Raw genomic sequence first — 17,911 nt, 5'->3', positions numbered from 1 at the left:
ATGGTAGTAGGAGATTTTCCAATTGAAACAGACACAATAGTAATCGGCGCGGGCCCTGGCGGATATGTTGCCGCCATCCGTGCCGCACAGCTTGGCCAAAAAGTAACGGTTGTTGAAAAAGGGACTGTTGGCGGTGTTTGCCTAAACGTCGGCTGTATTCCTTCTAAAGCTCTAATTTCTGCGGGACACCGTTATGAACATGCGAAAAATTCAGAGGATATGGGTGTTAAAGCTGATAATGTCACTTTGGATTTCTCAAAGGTACAAGAGTTCAAAGCGGGCGTTGTGAAGAAGTTGACAGGTGGAGTAGCGGGATTATTAAAAGGAAATAAAATAGATGTTGTGTATGGTGAAGCATATTTTGTAGATGCCAATACACTTAAAGTCATGGATGAAAAGTCATCTCAGACTTATACTTTTAAAAATGCTATTGTCGCTACAGGATCCCGTCCAATTGAGATTCCAGCATTCAAATACTCTAAACGCGTTCTCGATTCAACAGGCGCTCTAAACCTTCAGGAACTTCCTAAGAGCATTGTTGTAATCGGTGGTGGTTATATCGGTACTGAGCTTGGCGGTGCTTACGCTGCCTTTGGAACGAAAGTAACCATTCTTGAAGGTGCGGACGAAATCCTCAATGGATTTGAAAAGCAAATGTCTGCATTAGTTAAGAAGAATCTTAAGAAAAAAGGTGCTGAGGTTGTTACTAAAGCACTTGCTAAAGGTGTAGAAGAAAGAGAAGATGGCGTAACTGTATCATATGAAGTAAAAGGCGAAGAAAAGAAAATTGATGCCGATTATGTATTCGTTATGGTTGGCCGCCGTCCTAATACGGATGAACTTGGACTTGAACAGGCTGGAGTCGAAATGACTGATCGCGGAGTTATCAAGATTGATAAGCAATGCCGCACTAGCGTAAGCAACATTTACGCTATTGGCGATGTTGTTGCTGGCCCTCCACTTGCACATAAAGCTTCTTATGAGGCAAAAATTGCAGCTGAAGCGATTGCTGGCCATCCTTCTGAAATTGATTACCTTGCAATTCCTGCCGTTGTGTTCTCAGATCCTGAATTGGCTTCTGTTGGATACACAGAGCAGCAAGCAAAAGAAGAGGGTATTGAAGTCGTTGCAGCCAAGTTCCCATTTGCAGCTAACGGCCGTGCTCTTTCTCTTAACGAGTCAGACGGATTTATGAAACTTATCACCCGTAAGGAAGATGGTTTGCTAATTGGTGGCCAAATTGCGGGCGCTGGTGCATCCGACATGATTTCTGAGCTTGGTCTTGCTATTGAAGGCGGGATGACAGCAGAAGATGTTGCCATGACAATTCATGCGCATCCAACACTTGGTGAAATTACAATGGAAACTGCAGAAGTAGCACTAGGCAACCCAATCCACATCATGAAGTAAAAATAAAAGCGAAAGCTCCCGTTCAGCGCCGTATGGCCTGGAGGGCCTCGACATGAGATAAAGGAAACACGAAGAAGCCCCTTAAGGGCGATTCGATGTTGACTTATCGTAGTGAGAGGACCGAAGGACACTAGGCGTTGGGAGCTGCAGCTGGACAGAGAAAAGCGAAAGCTCCCGTTTAGCGCCGTATGGCCTGGTAACCGGATGCTAAAGCACAAATATTAAAATAAAGCCCTTCCCGCTGTGGGGAGGGCTTTAATTTGCTTTTAAAGGTTTGGAGGTAGAAAATGCCTGGGATACTGGTTTGAAAATTTGATCTTTAGACACGTCTCCATTTATCTTTACCATAATTTCTTCTTTATAAATAACAATCAGCGCCGGGCCTGAAGGAATATCAAAATCATCAAAGTATTCCTTTTCGGAGAGAACCATAAGGTTTTCCATTTCATTTGGATATTCCTTTTTTAGTTCAATTAAGGCGTCATAGTACGCCGCTTCATGTTCATACTGATTCTCTTCCGAAAAGAATATAACCTGTTTGATATTTTTATCCAGGGGTAGTTTATCTTGATTGTCTTTGCTGCAGGATGATGTGACTACTAGGACTAAAACAAGTATATAAAGAGGAAAAGCCTTCATCAATTTGCCTCCATTTTCTTTCCGGAATTTACCCCCGTAATGAATATTTCTCTAACATCGCCCTTATTTTATCACAGTAAATTTTACAAACTTTGGTTGTCATCTAAATGTTACAGAAATGAAAAATAGACAAGGATACACCTGCATATAATCCAATAAGGAAGCGCCTTTCGCTTGCTTGATTATTACAGGCTGGTGATCCGATGAAAATATACGTAGCATTGGTCCTCCAATTTATGGTCTGGAGCGGATATACATTAACAGAGTGGCTTTCAAAACATGACCATCCACTATATAACTTTCTTATGTTCCTCGTCTTTTTAAATTTAGGTATGACTATCTGCAAGAGATTGGTTAACTCTTGGGTAAAGACTATAGTTGTAACATCCCTCAGTCTTGGATTATATGCATCGTTTCATTTCACAATGTCCTGGCTGCATTAAAAATAGGTAAAGGTGTTTTTATAGGGAGGAGGAGGGGATGATACTTTTTGTGCGGGTAAAGGTGGGCGAATATCCTAGTAGAGCTGGATGCTAAAAGCTGGATAAACAAAATTCCTCAAGCATTGGCTGTGTTATTAGTTGGATATTGTTGATTTTATAACAGTGTTGATTGGAGCGGAAGGCGTGAAGAATCGTTCGAAAATGGAAAACGCATTTTCTCCTGTGATGCCCTTTCGGGGATGATAATTCAACGTCCTGGTGGGGGCAGCTAGACATTCTCACCGCCCGCCCCACGGAAAGCGAAGCACCTCGTGACAGGCAAAGTGCCGCCTGTCTCTACGATTTGTGTAGCGGAATCAACATACTAGTTTGACAGCCAAATAATTGAACGAAAAAAGCACCCTAAGAGGGTGCCATGCTTTAATGTCCAAATTATTTTCTTGGATTATAATACATGATTCTTCCATTGAATAAGTGCAGTTCTGCCTGGAGTTTTTTAGCAAGGAATTTGCAGAACTCATTTGCTTTTCCTTTGTCCCCAGCGGTTGCGCCTTCCGGCAAGGTTACTTGTATGTATTGGCGCAGCGCGGTTGTCCCATCATCGGCTTCCACTGCTTCCTGTCCTACCCCAAGGATAATGGCATAATATAATTCAGGGTTTGCTGAAGAAAGATAAAACCACTGGCCTTTGCCTTCGGATGTTTCCTTAAGCTCATAGGGAAATGCTGTTTCTCCATATTCCCAATTAACTTGTTTACCTGTTTTAGAGGTAATTTCTTTGTAGTAATGGAAGTATTCCTTCAATTCATCTAATGTTATTGATAGTTTAGCAGATGAAGGCACAAGTTTAATATACGCATTCTCAGCCATCACCATTCCCCCTTGTAATCCGATATTTCTGTTCACCTACATTGTAGCATTGTTTAAAAATTTTGAACAACGTTAAAAGATAAAAAGGGTTTATACTTGATAAAACCTGATATCTGAATTATAATAATATTCTAATAACTAATAAGGAGGAATGTTATGGATTTTTTCGAAAAGCTATATGACGAACATGAAAATGTAAAAGTTCGATTCACTGGATTCGCCACCGATAATGCCCGCTATGATTTTGGGATTGTATACTCCTCCCTGTTTTTCGGAAAACCTCTTGTCGTTTGCATGCAAACCGGCCGATCTGTCCTCCTTGATCCCAATGACCTGAATGATCTGCATTATCTCCAGCAAGTGTTCCGCATTAATGGAGAAGGGCAGGCTGAAGATTTGGCGGAGTTCCTTACTGGAATCCTGCCATCAGTACCATTCCAACCACAATATGAATAGCTTTATAATTTGGCTGTCCCAGAACTTTGGGTCAGCCATTATATTTGCTTTATTCCTGCTTAAAAGGGGAAAGCCAAAATTTCTTACCTTATATATAGTTGAGTCTTAATAATACAAAAAACACATATATACATACATTTCGGGAATATATAACGTAATTAATATTAAAAGTGTCATACTTTTTAGCTTGATTTTTTAATAAGGTTATACTATTATAGAATCAAGAAACAAAAACTACTAACTATTCCGAACTCAAAAAGGAGTTGATCAAGATGGGAACAATTGTATGCCAAGATTGCAATTCAACGATTGATCATTTTGAAGATGAAAAGGTAACTGTTCTTTATTCAAAGTGCTCCTGCAATAAATGCCATTCTCACGATGAGGATCTTTAAAAATCAACTATTACTCAATATAAAAACAGGATTCCATTTGGAATCCTGTTTTTATTTTAATCATCATTTTATCGCTTTGTATTCCTTGATTACCCGAATCGATTTGATTTGGTCGTCTTCCGGACCCTGGACAGGCAGGCCAACCTCTAGATTTTTTCTAATATAAAGGAGGTTCTCGCTTGTAATAATTTCACCAGGAATCATTATTGGAATACCAGGAGGATAAACCATCACAAATTCTGCTGTAATTCTGCCCTCAGACTCGTCAAAAGGAACGACTTCGGTTTCACTATAAAACGCATCCCTTGGTGTAAGAGCAAGCAGAGGGATCTCAGGAAGAAACACCTCTAGTGGCTTTGGTTCCTCAGCTTTATGGGCAAATTCATCCGCTAATTCTGTGAGCGCGTTGACAAGGATCTCAGCCTCATTCTGGGTATCTCCTGGTGTAATAATACAGAGAATGTTATAAAGGTCTGATAATTCGACTTCAATATTGTATTTTTCTCGAAGCCATTTTTCCACTTCATAGCCAGTTATTCCTAGATTCTTCACGGAGATGATCAGTTTGGTTGGATCATAATCAAATGCTGCTTTGGAATTTAGGATTTCTGAACCTACACAATAGAGTTTATCAATATCATTTATGCTCTTGCGAATCCACTGGGCTAGCTCGATTGTTTTTTGGATGAGTTCGCGGCCATCCATTGCTAACCGTCTGCGTGCTGTATCCAGGGAAGCAAGCAGGAGGTAGGATGTTGAAGTTGTTGTCAGCATGCTGAGAATGGATTGAACCCGTTTTGAAGATACAAGTCCTTCTCTAACATTCAATATTGAACTTTGGGTCATAGATCCCCCTAGCTTGTGGACGCTAGTGGCTGCCATGTCGGCTCCGGCTTGCATTGCAGAAAGAGGAAGTTCCTCATGGAAATGTATATGGACACCATGCGCCTCGTCGACAAGAACTGGTACGTTATAAGAGTGGGCAATCTCGACAATTTTACGGAGATCGGCCGAGACGCCAAAATAGGTTGGGTTAATGACCAATACACCTTTGGCATCGGGGTGCTGGTCAAGAGCCCTTGCGACGGATTCAGTGGTGATTCCATGTGAAATGCCGAGATCCTTATCAATTTCAGGATGAATAAAGACCGGAATTGCTCCTGAAAATACGATTGCCGACATAATAGACTTATGGACGTTCCTTGGAACGATAATTTTATCTCCAGGCCCACAAACAGTCATGACCATTGTCATAATCGCTCCGCTTGTTCCCTGAACTGAGAAAAATGTATGATCTGCACCAAATGCTTCCGCAGCAAGATCCTGTGCCTGCTTTATAATTCCTTTCGGGGCATGAAGGTCATCGAGTGGACCAATATTGATAAGGTCAATGCTCAAAGCATTGTCTCCAATAAATTCCCGGAACTCGGGGTCTGTGCCTGAGCCTTTTTTATGGCCAGGGATATGGAATTGAATTGGTTTTTTCTTTGCGTGAGCAACTAGTCCGCTGAATAGCGGTGTTTCGTTTTGGGACAAATTTCTCCACACCTCTTTGCTAAAAATATCTTTATGGGCGCATGATGCGTCCGTATTGGCGCCAATTATAAACCAGTAATTTTTTATAGGCATAAAACAAAAGAATTATAGCACTTATGCTTCGTTTTGCATAGAAAGAGATTGTTTCCTGCTGTGTTATAAAATGAAAGAATATATAATCCACAAAGGAAACTGCTCTAACTGCTTCTCGGAGCGGCACAAGACAGAAAAAAGTAATATTAAAATTTTCCTTATGTAAATGTAGTTTCCCTTACCATCATTAAAATAACCTATAATGAACTTGAACAAATGAATACATAAGAATTGGAGGAGGAACCAATGGATTGGAATACAAGAGTGACTGAGCTATTGTCAATTGAATATCCAATTATTCAAGGAGGGCTTGCCCATCTAGCTTACTCAGAGCTCGCTGCTGCTGTTTCGAATGCGGGTGGCTTAGGGCAAATTACGGCAATGTCCTTGTTAACCCCTGATGATTTACGTAATGAAATCAAAAACGTTAGAAAACTGACAGAAAAGCCATTCGGTGTGAATTTTGCAATCGGTCAACATGGAAGGCCTTACGAAGAATTCCTGGAAATTGCCATCGAAGAAAAGGTTCCAGCAATATCTGTAACCGGGGGAAATCCAGCACCATTGCTGGAGCGGCTCGATAGCACGGGGATCAAAAAACTTGTACTGGTTGCCTCGAGGAGACAGGCGCTAAAGGCTGAGCAGTTTGGTGCCGATGCTGTTATGGTAGTTGGCCAGGAAGGAGGCGGCCATCTTGGCAAGGATGATGTTGGTACAGTAGTGTTAATTCCAAGTGTGGTCGATGCGATTTCAATCCCGGTCATAGCTTCTGGCGGAATTGCAGATGGAAGAGGCCTCATGGCTGCCCTGGCCCTTGGTGCAGAGGGTATAGAAATGGGGACAAGGTTTATTGCCGTAAAAGAATGTATACATGCAAGTGATGCTTATAAGAAGGCGTTAATTGAATCAAGTGAGTTGGACACTACTATTATAAAAAGGTCACTGGGTGCTCCAGGGAGAGCAATTCAAAATAAATGGACAAACAAAATCCTTGAGCTGGAACAACAAGGTGCCGGGTACGAAGAATTAAGGGAATATATCAGTGGGGCAGCTAACATGAGGTTTATTCATGATGGGAAAGAGGATGAGGGCTTTGGATGGGCCGGCCAGGCAATTGGCCTGATTCAAGATATTCCGACTGCGAAGGAACTGATGGACAAGCTAATAAAGGAAGCCGCTGCAATAAGAAATAAGTGGGGAAAGTAATACAAAAGTTAGTTAAAGCAGGTGATATAGAATGGACTATCAATATCCAATTGATTATACATGGACTACAGATGAAACCATTCAGGTTATTCAATTTTTCCAGGTAATAGAGGAAGCATATGAAAAAGGGGTTAATCGGGATAAACTGATGAATGCTTATAGAAGCTTCAAAGCAGTTGTTCCATCTAAAGCGGAAGAGAAAAAACTATTCGGGGAGTTTGAGCAAATGAGCGGCTATTCCCCTTATCGGACCGTTACGAAAGGAAAGGAAGAATCAAGTGGGGAAACAATTAGGATGAAACGAAAATAAACTAAAAACCCTGCCTCCGTATCAGGTGCAGCGGGTAGGATCGGGACAGGTATCAAAAAAAGGTCACAGAGAAGCCTCTGAGACCTTTTTTTATTGGCTATTACGACAGCTTTATTTTTCAATAATAATTTGCAGGTTTATGACAATTTATATAGGGGTACTATTTTCTTAAATACATCTTCAATATTCTTAAGTAATTCCGATGGGCCCATCTTAATAACCGAGTCTCGATCGAAGTGATAGCCACAAAGAATTTCAGCCTTCTTAACATCTAAGAGCCGCTGAAAAGAAGCTTCCAGATCATCCTTGCTAAGGCTGCTATGCTTCGTTGCACCAGGTTTGGTATGGTCTTCGGACCAGACAAAATTCCCGGGAATTGATTGATGGATTTCAGTAAGGTTATTTATAAAAGCTTTACCGATGGATTGCTTTCCCTGGCACTCATAAATGACGGCAAACCAGACAAACAAATGGGTTTCCCAAAGGCCAATCTGAAAATGGGGTACCATTTTATATCCGCGGGGATTAGCAGCAAACGCAACCCATGTATCATTAGGGGGATTCTTCGTCCTCCTGGCATGTTTAGCAACATGGGCAAACAATTCTTCCCCGGCAGTAATGGATAAGGCTGATGCAAAATGATTGCCGAGAAATTCAAGTTTAGGACGGATGTGTGTTATGATCCCATCCATCCGGGATTCAAGCCCATCGATTTTAAATACATTGAAATCATCTTCAGTAAAACCATTAAATCCCATATAGACCTCCCGCTTTCACAAACTATTGCTATTTTAGCATATCGTGAAAGATAGGGAAATTTATAAACATTTCATATGAGTCAAAAGCACATTTTAATGCCGTTTTCTTAATTGGCTCATACTATGATAGTAAAAAACTGAAAAATCAGTATATAGATGAAAAGGAGTGCTCCAATTATGAAACAGTTAATTAATTCGACAAGAAAAAAGGCATACGATAAAGAAAGAACAGCAGTATTGAAACTTGAGATGGATTATGAACTGGCAACTTTGTTTGATGCGATGAGTGAAAACAACGAAGAGGAAAAGCGCACTTGTAAGCTCCGTCTTGAAAAAATCCGTCAGGAACTGCTGAGGCTCAAAGCACTATAAAGAAATGCGGAGAGGAAGTCAAATAGAAATAATGAAAAGAACGAAACCCCCTGATTTAAACGGACTCCTGGCCATGCTGGTGAGTTCGTTTATTATTTTGTCGAAGGGGAATCCTAGAAGTTGAAGGCAAGGCCTTTTTTGTATAATCTAAACAGTGAATGCGTCGTGAAATCATTGGAGGTTATGGCATGGATTGGGAGAAATTATATGAGAACGCAAAGGAATGGGTATATGAAGCAGGAGACAGAATTCGTTCTTCTTTTGATAAAACCTTAAATATCCACACGAAATCAAATCCGAACGATCTTGTTACTGACATGGATAGAGAAACGGAACAATTTTTCATTGAAAAAATTAGGGAAGCATACCCGGGTCATCGCATTTTGGGCGAGGAAGGTTTTGGAGATACATTTACCGATTTGGATGGAATTGTTTGGATAATTGATCCAATTGATGGAACAATGAACTTTGTCCATCAGCAGCGCAACTTTGCTATTTCAATTGGCATTTATGAGGATGGCGTTGGTAAAATAGGGCTTATTTATGATATTGTCCATGATGAACTTTACCATGCTTTTATCGGGAAGGGTGCCTTCTTAAACGAAAAAGAGCTCCCTAAGCTCGGGAAATCGGTAGTGAAAGAGGCAATACTTGCCCTTAACATAACATGGGTAATGCAAAATGACATGATTGACCATAACATGGTCATCCCTCTTGTACGGGATGCACGCGGCGCCAGATCGTACGGTTCTGCGGCACTGGAGCTTATATATGTAGCTACAGGAAGGGTAAATGCATATTTGTCCCCTAGGCTGGCTCCATGGGATTTTGCCGGAGGGGCCGTTATTGTCGAAGAACTCGGCGGCAAGGTTACCGACCTTCATGGCAATAAACTCGACTTCCTGAATAAATCGTCTATTTTTGCTGCGGATCCTGCTCTCCATGAAGAAATCCTGAAACAATACTTAAAAGGTGGAAAATGGTAACAAATCGCTGGCGGGAAACCGCTGGCTTTTTTATTAGCAATAAACAGGGTATACATAATTATATGTAGGTCACGGACAATTTTTGGGTAAAATAATATAAAATCTATGGTTGGAAGAAAAATACTATGTTTTCACGATAATTATGGTATAATGTTTTAGTTGTACGTAAGGACTACTATCAAATTTACGAAATCCCTTATAATAAGGCAGGAGTTGGAAATAAATGCAATTAAGAAATGATATTCGAAATATAGCGATCATCGCCCACGTCGACCACGGTAAAACCACACTTGTTGACCAGCTTTTAAAACAGTCTGGTATTTTCAGGTCAAATGAACACGTTGAAGAGAGGGCAATGGATTCCAATGACCTTGAAAGGGAACGCGGAATTACCATCCTGGCTAAAAACACAGCCATTCAATACAAAGATGCAAAAATCAACATCCTTGATACCCCGGGACATGCCGATTTCGGCGGAGAAGTAGAACGAATCATGAAAATGGTTGATGGGGTCCTGCTTGTCGTTGATGCATATGAAGGAACGATGCCTCAGACAAGGTTTGTCTTGAAAAAAGCTCTTGAGCAAAACCTCACACCAATTGTTGTTGTTAATAAAATTGACCGCGATTTCGCTCGTCCCGCGGAAGTGATTGATGAAGTAATTGACTTGTTTATTGAACTTGATGCTAATGAAGACCAGCTAGAATTCCCGGTTGTTTATGCTTCTGCACTAAATGGAACAGCAAGCCTGGACCCAGACCCTGCAAAACAGGAAGACAATATGCAGGTAATATATGAGTCCATCATTGAGCATATACCGGCACCTGTTGATAATAGAGAGGAACCACTTCAATTCCAGGTTGCCCTTCTTGATTATAACGATTATGTTGGCCGTATCGGAATTGGACGTATATTCCGCGGAACGATGAAAGTTGGCCAACAGGTCGCACTTATGAAACTTGATGGAACAGTGAAACAATTCCGTGTCTCGAAATTGTTCGGTTTCTTTGGCCTGAAACGACAGGAAATCCAGGAAGCATTTGCAGGTGATCTTGTTGCTGTATCAGGAATGGAAGATATAAATGTTGGCGAGACTGTTACTCCAGTCGAACATCAGGAAGCTCTTCCTATCCTTCATATCGATGAACCGACATTGCAAATGACATTTGTTGTAAACAACAGTCCGTTTGCTGGCAGGGAAGGCAAATACTTGACTTCAAGAAAAATTGAAGAACGCTTGCACGCTCAGCTTCAGACAGATGTAAGCCTAAAGGTCGAAAATACAGATTCCCCTGATGCCTGGATCGTTTCCGGCAGGGGTGAATTGCATCTTTCCATTTTGATTGAAAATATGCGGCGTGAAGGGTACGAGCTTCAGGTATCCAAGCCTGAAGTTATTGTAAAAGAAATTGATGGTGTTCGCTGTGAACCGATTGAGAGGGTTCAAATTGACATTCCTGAGGAATATACAGGTGGAGTCATGGAATCAATTGGTGCCCGTAAAGGCGAAATGTCTGATATGATTAATAGTGGCAACGGACAGGTTCGACTGATTTTCATGGTTCCAGCTAGGGGATTGATTGGATACACAACAGAGTTCCTGACACTGACACGTGGATATGGAATTATTAATCACACATTTGACAGCTACCAGCCAATGCTTTCGGGCCAGGTGGGTGGAAGGCGACAGGGAGTTCTTGTATCAATGGAATCTGGTAAGGCTTCCACTTATGGAATTATGCAGGTTGAAGACCGAGGCACGATTTTTGTTGAGCCGGGAACTGAAATATATGAAGGTATGATTGTTGGCGAGCATACCCGTGAAAACGACATAACCGTTAATATTACGAAGGTCAAGCAAGCCACAAACGTCCGTTCAGCTAATAAGGATCAAACATCAACAATTAAAAAACCAAGAATCATGACACTTGAAGAATCTCTTGAATATTTGAATGAAGACGAGTATTGTGAAGTTACACCGGAATCAATCCGCCTTCGCAAAAAGATTCTCGATAAGAATGAGCGGGAACGGATGGCCAAAAAGAAAAAGTACTCAGAGATAAATTAGGGTAGGGGAGGATCGGCAGAAATGGAAGCAATGCTGAATGATCGGCTATCCTTTTTTGCAGCTCTTTACAATGTGGAGGAAAACGGAACTTGGCCCTTGTATTTGACAATTGTCGTGCTTTCAATCATTGTATACAAGCTTGGTTTCGCCAAAAAACTCCCATTGTTAAAACAGGCAGTTATCTATATCTTTCTTGCTTTGGGTGGAACTATCCTGACAGCACTGGGCATTTTTCTTCCTGTCGCTGAAGGGTTGGTTGTAGCGGCGCTTATCCTTATAATTTATAAGATCCGCCTCCACCAGGAAAGGAAAGAAAGTAAACAAGCTTGACCAGGGGGAATGGCAAGTGAGATCTGTACAGGATACTCTTTATAATTGGCTTACAATTAAAGTGGTTAGTGATGCTCGTCCGGATGATACTGCAGCCCAGGAAACAAAGCAGATGTTTGATGAAATGCTTGTAGAGAATCACGGAGTTTCAGATATTAAAATTGAAACAGACGAAGAAATGTACTATGTCCATTATGTTCGTGAAGGTGAATCGAAAAAGACAAGATTCCCCAGAGAGTTGATTGAGGTCATGCTGAATCAGATTAACCTCGAACCGGATAAATTCGTCAACTACCCAAATAACTAGGCTAGTGCCCGAAAATCCAAACCTAAAAAACACCCCCTGATGGAATTCCATCAGGGGGTGTTTTAATGAAATATCAGAAAGTATGTCTTTACTTTGAGAACTGTCTAGCTTTAGCGCGCTTGCGCCTTTCTAAAAATCATCCTGGTTTACTTTAGTTCGATACAAGCGGAAATTGCCGCTAGCAATCCGTTCATTCGTCTTTTCGGATATCCTCTCATGGCAAGGCTCGCACATGTACGTATGTATTGGACGATTTCGAAGCCGTTTAGCCTCCAACGCATCATCGGGAATGCTCTCTATTGTATCGCATAAAACACATTTTACCTTCAAGTTAAACCCACCTCAATTTTGTGCTATCACTTTGTTCCAATTATATCATGGACAACTCCCTATATATAGCCCCATGGCTGTAATCTGGTTGAAGAGCCCGGCCAAAAATAGTAAGATGTGGTTACTGGCAAGTATGGAAGGGGAGCGATAGGCATGCCTAATCAAGTTGAATCAAAACTCATCAAGCCGTTATTTGATGAATTGCAGCATGAGCGTTTCGTCACACTGGCCACTGTTGATCATGAAACAGGAGGGCCCAACGTAAGTGCGATATCATGGCTGTTGGCAAAAGATGAGTCCACCATTTTCTTTGCGGTTGATAACCGTTCCAGGATTATTAAAAATATCAGACAAAACAATTCGGTAGCCATAAGTGTTATCGCAAATGAATCAACTTATTCAATTAATGGACATGCAACAATAAAAATCGAGAAAATAGAAGAAATCCCATTAAAGCTGGCGCTTGTGGAAATTAAAATACATGAGGTTCATGATGTCATGTTTTATGGTTCAAAGATGGTCAGCGAACCGCAATATGATAAAACGTACGATAAAGAGGCCGCAGAAAAATTAGATATCCAGGTCATGGAAGCGATGAAAAAAGCTTAGTCAACAGACTAAGCTTTATTTTTGATAGTTTGATTCTTCTTCTTGTTTTTGTTCAAGTTTTTTTCTCTCATTTGAATTCAGCTGTTTTTTGGGTTCGTCGACTTCGTTTCCAATTTCAGGTTGTGGATGCCTCGCAGGAACTTCAGGGACTAGCCTGCCTGCTATATCAGCTAACTCATACATGATCCCCTGAATGGGCCTCCCAGCGTCGATATCAGCGGATATTTCTTTTAGTCTTGCATTCATATCCGGGTCGGCAACAACCATGGCACGAGCTCCATGGGGGTCATCCTTAAGTGCCTCTGCAACTGAATATTTAATAACGCCTGCTTCCGACCTTTCAACTCCCGCATTAATATCTATGCCGACAATTGCGTAGCGGCCAAGTACAACTGCATTGGCACCATTTACTTCGGGAACAGCCGCCGCCAATTTCTCAAGCCGCCTTGCAGCGAGTTTTCCAGTTTCCCTGTCAGTCTCTGTCGTTTCAACTCTTTGTACTTTCACTTGATTCTCATTGTTATTCTTCTGATTTTGTGCCGACTGTCCATTTGCTCCGCATCCCGAAATCAGGAAAAGGAGCACGGCTAACAAGGTGAAATTTTGCATGGGACACAATCTCCTTTATTGCGCGCCGCGAAAGAGATCATACCAATTCGCCGCGGCTAATATAGATTATTGTCCGGAAAATCGTCTATCTTTATTCCTGAAAACATATATTTTACCAAAAGTCGAATAGAGGCCATAGAAGCGGGAGGCATTCACTTGAGTAAAATATATGTATTGGACACCAATGTATTGTTGCAGGACCCGTATTCACTTTTTTCATTTGAGGACAATGAAGTTGTTATTCCTGCAGTTGTACTAGAGGAAGTCGATTCGAAAAAACGGTATATGGATGAGGTGGGCCGCAATGCCCGCCAGGTATCAAGGCTAATAGACAGCCTCAGGGAAACAGGGAAACTCCATGAAAAAATTCCTTTGGAAAATGGCGGGAATCTCAGAATTGAATTAAATCACAGATCATTTCATGAACTTCAGGAGATTTTCACAGAAAAAACGAATGATAACAGAATTTTGGCGGTAGCGAAGAATTTGTTCTTAGAGGAACAGGCAAAGGAGAATGGAAAAGCTGTCATTCTAGTCAGTAAGGATGCGCTTGTGCGCGTTAAAGCAGATGCTATTGGACTGAATGCGGAGGATTTCCTCAACGATCGGGTTGTTGAAGCTGACCATTTATATGATGGTTTTCAGGAGGTTCTAATTCCGCTTGAGTTAATAAATGCATTTTACAAGAGCGGAGAGCTTCTTGTCACCCAGCTTGGCAAACAGAGATTTTACCCCAATCAATTTGTAATCATAAAGGATTCCCTTGGAAGTTCGGCTTCCGCTTTAGGACTTATAGACAAGTCTGTCAGGGTTGCAAAAAAACTAGTAGGTAAGCATGAACATGTTTGGGGGATTCACTCGCGAAACGTTCAACAAACGATGGCATTAGAACTCTTGTTGAGAAAGGACCTCCCACTAGTAACCCTGATAGGCAAAGCTGGAACCGGAAAGACGCTGCTGGCGCTTGCAGCCGGGTTAATGCAGATTGAAGATCTTAAGGAATTTAAAAAATTGCTCGTTGCCCGGCCAATTGTTCCGCTCGGAAAAGACCTTGGTTTCTTACCTGGAGAAAAACAAGAGAAGCTCCGGCCCTGGATGCAGCCAATTTATGATAATCTTGAGTTTTTATTCAATACGAAGAAACCTGGTGAACTGGACGCTATCCTGGCAGGGCTTGGCTCAATTGAGGTGGAGGGGTTGACTTATATTAGGGGCAGAAGTCTTCCGGATCAGTATATAATTATTGATGAAGCCCAAAATCTTACCAAGCACGAAGTTAAAACGATCCTTACCAGAGTAGGGGAAGGAAGTAAAATAGTCCTGATGGGTGACCCGGAGCAAATTGATCATCCTTATCTCGATGCATATAATAATGGGCTCACATATGTGGTTGAAAAATTTAAGGATCAGCCAATTGCCGGCCATGTGAAGCTATTGAAGGGTGAGCGATCAGGACTTGCAAGGCTTGCGGCGGATTTATTATAAATAATACAATCAACATACCTCGGATTAACGGGGAGGGTTATCAGTGCCCGAACAGAGTCATCAGAGCTTGGAAGGGTAACAGAGAAGCCTTATCAGAGCCCGAACAAAGTAGTCGGAGCTTGGAAAGGTAACAGAGCCGGAAATATACTGCTTCGCTAGAGGGACAGGAAAGACGCATCGTGATAGCTCCCTAGGGTGAAAATTCTCGGTTGCTTCCCTAGTGTAGCTGAAATCAACTCCTACTACTTCGTACTTTTAGAAACATCCTTTTAAAAAGAAGGCAGCTGCTGGCTGCCTTCTTGTTCAGATAATTTTAAACGCGGTTACATTTGTCAAAGGGTTGTCCCGGTTGGAACCGTCTCCCTTATAAATATGGATAGGCCCATCTTCACGGAGTGGTTTGCCTTTTTTCGAAAAGGCAGCAATAAGGGTATGTGCTTCTTCCAGCGGAAAGGTATATTCCTGGTTGGAGGCAGTAATGGTTAAGGAATGGGCACCCTCCCGAGGTTCGGTATTTTTAATGAAGGGAGCAAGTTCCATCCCAAAGCTGCCTTCAAGGATTTCCATTTTCTTCAGCTTTTTCTTTGGTTGAATCTGTTCCGGAGGCTGAGCTCCTTCTGTTAATTCTTTATCCCATTGTTTGGAGACAGACTGCTTATACTTTTCAGCTTCATCTGCTACCTCTTTTGAACGGTCAAAATATGTATCCAAATCAATTTTTCGTTCATCGAATATCCAAACACTCGGGTCAATAGTAATAGGGAAATTAACGTTCCCTGTGACTTGAATGATTTCCGCCATATGTATTCCTCCATCCGTTCTCTGCATCTAGAGTATACCGCTTTTGGAAAAAAAGTCATAGTGAATAGCACTAAGGATTATCTCCAAATCCTGATTGTTCTTGCAATTTTTCCATAAGGACGGTAAAATTTAAAGATAGTTGGGTAATCGCTCGGAAACGGGGGGATAGATGTTGGCATCCGAAATGATCATTAATCATCAGGAAAAAGCGCAGGCCTTGTTGCAGGCTGATGCTGAAAAAATATTAAAATTAATTAAAGTCCAAATGGATAACTTAACGATGCCCCAGTGTCCTCTTTATGAAGAGGTATTGGACACGCAGATGTTTGGCCTATCCAGGGAAATAGATTTTGCCATAAGACTTGGTCTTATAGATGAGAGGGATGGGAAAGACATCCTGGAAAAGTTGGAAAGGGAGCTGTCAGCCCTTCACGAAGCATCTTTAAGAAAATGATCTGCCAACCCAAACACGAGTTGTTTGGGTTTTTATATTAGGAACGAAAATTCTGTATATCGCGGCTAGGGTAACTTTTTTATGAATAAGAGTTACAGTTTCATTTCAATTTATCGAAATCGTATTTTCTTCAACTAAATTGTCCCTTTTTCATTTATAATAGACCTATTCATAATGATAGTGGGAAGGGTAATGATGAAAAATAAACTTAAATCCTATGATTATACGTTAATTCTGGCAATCATTGTACTTTCCATTTTTGGGTTAGTGATGGTTTATAGTGCCAGTATGGGAGCTGCGCTCAATCGGTACGGTTATGAGCACGACTTCTTTTACCAAAAGCAGAAAATGGCTTTACTTGGGTCAGCCGCCATATTTTTAGTGTTTGCCTATGCATTTCCTTATAGGCTTCTGAAAAAAACAGCTTGGCTGATTATGATTGTCCTGATTTCTTTTGGCGCACTAGGTGCTGTACTCGTAATTGGCAAGGTAGCTGGAAATGCGCAAAGTTGGTTTGACTTGGGGTTTTTTAGTATCCAGCCAGCAGAATTTGCGAAGATCAGCGTAATTATTTACCTCTCAGCTGTATATGCCAAAAAACAAAGCTATATAAATAATTTTAATAAAGGCGTAGTTCCTCCTCTTGCGTATTTGATTATTATTTCAGGGCTGATTATCATGCAACCCGATTTTGGAACAGCTGCGATTGTAATCGCAATTGCGATTCTCATCATTCTTTCGTCAGGAATGAATATAAAAAATATTATGAAGCTTGTTGCGATAGGTGCAGCAGTATTAACGATATTCGCGCTTGGCTTTCAGGACTGGATTTTCTCTGAGGAGCGGCTTAGCCGATTATCCGTTCTTGAGGATCCTTTTGAGGATGTGAAGGATGAAGGCTTCCATTTATCGAACTCCTTGATTGCAATAGGTTCGGGAGGGATTACAGGCATGGGATTAGGACAAGGTGTACAGAAGCTGGGGTATCTTCCAGAATCCCACACAGACTTTATTATTGCTGTCGTGGCCGAAGAGCTGGGGCTGCTCGGTGTTGCATTTGTTGTACTATCCCTATGTTTCATTGTCTTAAAAGGATACCGAATTGCGATGAGATGCAAGGATCCGTTTGGCAGCCTTCTGGCAATCGGAATTTCGAGTATGATAGGCATACAGTCAATCATTAATCTTGCAGGTGTTTCAGGAGTCATTCCCCTTACCGGGGTTCCGCTTCCATTTGTCAGCTATGGAGGTTCCTCGATTATGCAATTAGCTATGTCTGCTGGGATATTAGTGAATGTGTCCATGTATACGAGACTAGAAACCAATTCTAAAAAAGGAAACGTTAAGCCTGTACCTGAAAAACAGCCAGTCCGGCAGAAGGTATACAAAGCCAGGACAGGAAGATCACTTTAAACGCAAAAGCGTCCCTTATGGAGCTGGATGT

General features: G+C 41.5%; 21 protein-coding genes. 14 read left to right on the top strand and 7 right to left on the bottom strand.

Going from position 1 to position 17,911, the window contains the following annotated elements:
- Complete coding sequence (gene lpdA, locus TY16_RS19570; protein WP_043933485.1) at positions 1-1,410, top strand: dihydrolipoyl dehydrogenase; 1,410 nt, start codon at positions 1-3, stop codon at positions 1,408-1,410.
- 255 nt (positions 1,411-1,665) lie between these two features.
- On the opposite strand, the gene TY16_RS19565 is transcribed toward lpdA, so the two are convergent.
- A complete protein-coding gene (locus tag TY16_RS19565; RefSeq protein WP_043933484.1) occupies positions 1,666-2,049 on the bottom strand; it encodes a hypothetical protein in 384 nt (127 codons plus the stop codon).
- 875 nt (positions 2,050-2,924) lie between these two features.
- Positions 2,925-3,362 carry a DUF1885 family protein gene (locus TY16_RS19560; RefSeq protein WP_197028424.1) on the bottom strand — a complete coding sequence of 146 codons (438 nt, stop codon included), beginning with the start codon at positions 3,360-3,362 and terminating at the stop codon, positions 2,925-2,927.
- 156 nt (positions 3,363-3,518) lie between these two features.
- Here TY16_RS19560 and TY16_RS19555 point away from each other — a divergent pair, with 156 nt between their 5' ends.
- Together TY16_RS19555 and TY16_RS19550 are read left to right on the top strand one after the other, a co-directional pair.
- On the top strand, positions 3,519-3,818 hold the full coding sequence (locus TY16_RS19555; RefSeq protein WP_043933482.1) for a DUF3055 domain-containing protein: 300 nt from the start codon (positions 3,519-3,521) through the stop codon (positions 3,816-3,818).
- Positions 3,819-4,090: 272 nt separating this feature from the next.
- On the top strand, positions 4,091-4,213 hold the full coding sequence (locus TY16_RS19550) for a GapA-binding peptide SR1P (protein ID WP_043933481.1): 123 nt from the start codon (positions 4,091-4,093) through the stop codon (positions 4,211-4,213).
- A 63-nt stretch (positions 4,214-4,276) separates the two neighbouring features.
- Here the strand turns inward: TY16_RS19550 and TY16_RS19545 are convergent, their stop codons facing one another.
- Entirely contained in the window at positions 4,277-5,749 is a 1,473-nt protein-coding gene (locus TY16_RS19545; RefSeq protein WP_043933480.1) for an aminotransferase class I/II-fold pyridoxal phosphate-dependent enzyme, read from the bottom strand.
- Positions 5,750-6,088: 339 nt separating this feature from the next.
- Between TY16_RS19545 and TY16_RS19540 the strand changes: the two genes are divergently transcribed.
- Both TY16_RS19540 and TY16_RS19535 read left to right on the top strand, forming a co-directional pair.
- Complete coding sequence (locus TY16_RS19540) at positions 6,089-7,048, top strand: NAD(P)H-dependent flavin oxidoreductase (protein WP_043933479.1); 960 nt, start codon at positions 6,089-6,091, stop codon at positions 7,046-7,048.
- Positions 7,049-7,079: 31 nt separating this feature from the next.
- Complete coding sequence (locus tag TY16_RS19535; RefSeq protein ID WP_043933478.1) at positions 7,080-7,358, top strand: UPF0223 family protein; 279 nt, start codon at positions 7,080-7,082, stop codon at positions 7,356-7,358.
- 137 nt (positions 7,359-7,495) lie between these two features.
- On the opposite strand, the gene TY16_RS19530 is transcribed toward TY16_RS19535, so the two are convergent.
- Complete coding sequence (locus TY16_RS19530) at positions 7,496-8,116, bottom strand: YktB family protein (protein ID WP_043933477.1); 621 nt, start codon at positions 8,114-8,116, stop codon at positions 7,496-7,498.
- Between the two features lie 177 nt (positions 8,117-8,293).
- On the opposite strand from TY16_RS19530, the gene TY16_RS19525 reads away from it, so the two are divergent.
- The 5 genes from TY16_RS19525 to TY16_RS19505 all read left to right on the top strand — a co-directional run bounded on the left by TY16_RS19525 (position 8,294) and on the right by TY16_RS19505 (position 12,179).
- Positions 8,294-8,488, top strand: coding sequence for a hypothetical protein (locus TY16_RS19525; protein ID WP_043933476.1), 195 nt, complete (start codon positions 8,294-8,296; stop codon positions 8,486-8,488).
- Positions 8,489-8,676: 188 nt separating this feature from the next.
- Positions 8,677-9,474, top strand: coding sequence for an inositol monophosphatase family protein (locus TY16_RS19520; protein ID WP_043933475.1), 798 nt, complete (start codon positions 8,677-8,679; stop codon positions 9,472-9,474).
- A 223-nt stretch (positions 9,475-9,697) separates the two neighbouring features.
- A complete protein-coding gene (gene typA, locus TY16_RS19515) occupies positions 9,698-11,542 on the top strand; it encodes a translational GTPase TypA (protein ID WP_043933474.1) in 1,845 nt (614 codons plus the stop codon).
- Positions 11,543-11,572: 30 nt separating this feature from the next.
- Positions 11,573-11,872, top strand: coding sequence for a YlaH-like family protein (locus tag TY16_RS19510; RefSeq protein WP_043934847.1), 300 nt, complete (start codon positions 11,573-11,575; stop codon positions 11,870-11,872).
- Between the two features lie 16 nt (positions 11,873-11,888).
- Positions 11,889-12,179, top strand: a complete 291-nt coding sequence (locus TY16_RS19505; RefSeq protein WP_043933473.1) for a hypothetical protein — start codon at positions 11,889-11,891, stop codon at positions 12,177-12,179.
- Between the two features lie 129 nt (positions 12,180-12,308).
- Here the strand turns inward: TY16_RS19505 and TY16_RS19500 are convergent, their stop codons facing one another.
- A complete protein-coding gene (locus tag TY16_RS19500; protein ID WP_043933472.1) occupies positions 12,309-12,509 on the bottom strand; it encodes a YlaI family protein in 201 nt (66 codons plus the stop codon).
- Between the two features lie 153 nt (positions 12,510-12,662).
- Here TY16_RS19500 and TY16_RS19495 point away from each other — a divergent pair, with 153 nt between their 5' ends.
- Positions 12,663-13,118: a pyridoxamine 5'-phosphate oxidase family protein gene (locus TY16_RS19495; protein ID WP_043933471.1), complete on the top strand. Its 456-nt coding sequence runs from the start codon at positions 12,663-12,665 to the stop codon at positions 13,116-13,118.
- 15 nt (positions 13,119-13,133) lie between these two features.
- On the opposite strand, the gene TY16_RS19490 is transcribed toward TY16_RS19495, so the two are convergent.
- The gene (locus tag TY16_RS19490; RefSeq protein WP_043933470.1) at positions 13,134-13,727 is read right to left on the bottom strand and encodes a YhcN/YlaJ family sporulation lipoprotein; all 594 of its coding nucleotides are present in this window, start codon (positions 13,725-13,727) and stop codon (positions 13,134-13,136) included.
- Between the two features lie 156 nt (positions 13,728-13,883).
- On the opposite strand from TY16_RS19490, the gene TY16_RS19485 reads away from it, so the two are divergent.
- Entirely contained in the window at positions 13,884-15,212 is a 1,329-nt protein-coding gene (locus tag TY16_RS19485; protein WP_043933469.1) for a PhoH family protein, read from the top strand.
- 303 nt (positions 15,213-15,515) lie between these two features.
- Here TY16_RS19485 and TY16_RS19480 read toward each other — a convergent pair whose 3' ends face one another.
- Positions 15,516-16,013 carry a hypothetical protein gene (locus TY16_RS19480; protein ID WP_043933468.1) on the bottom strand — a complete coding sequence of 166 codons (498 nt, stop codon included), beginning with the start codon at positions 16,011-16,013 and terminating at the stop codon, positions 15,516-15,518.
- Between the two features lie 172 nt (positions 16,014-16,185).
- On the opposite strand from TY16_RS19480, the gene TY16_RS19475 reads away from it, so the two are divergent.
- Both TY16_RS19475 and TY16_RS19470 read left to right on the top strand, forming a co-directional pair.
- On the top strand, positions 16,186-16,467 hold the full coding sequence (locus TY16_RS19475; protein ID WP_043933467.1) for a YlaN family protein: 282 nt from the start codon (positions 16,186-16,188) through the stop codon (positions 16,465-16,467).
- A gap of 192 nt (positions 16,468-16,659) precedes the next feature.
- Complete coding sequence (locus TY16_RS19470; RefSeq protein WP_043933466.1) at positions 16,660-17,880, top strand: FtsW/RodA/SpoVE family cell cycle protein; 1,221 nt, start codon at positions 16,660-16,662, stop codon at positions 17,878-17,880.
- The last annotated feature ends 31 nt before the right edge of the window (positions 17,881-17,911 follow it).

Origin of the sequence: Bacillus sp. EB01 (assembly GCF_000613125.1) — a bacterium.
Lineage (GTDB): Bacteria > Bacillota > Bacilli > Bacillales > Cytobacillaceae > Bacillus_D.
The sequence above is the reverse complement of the archived record's forward strand: the minus strand, read 5'-3'. Positions and strand labels throughout refer to the sequence as shown.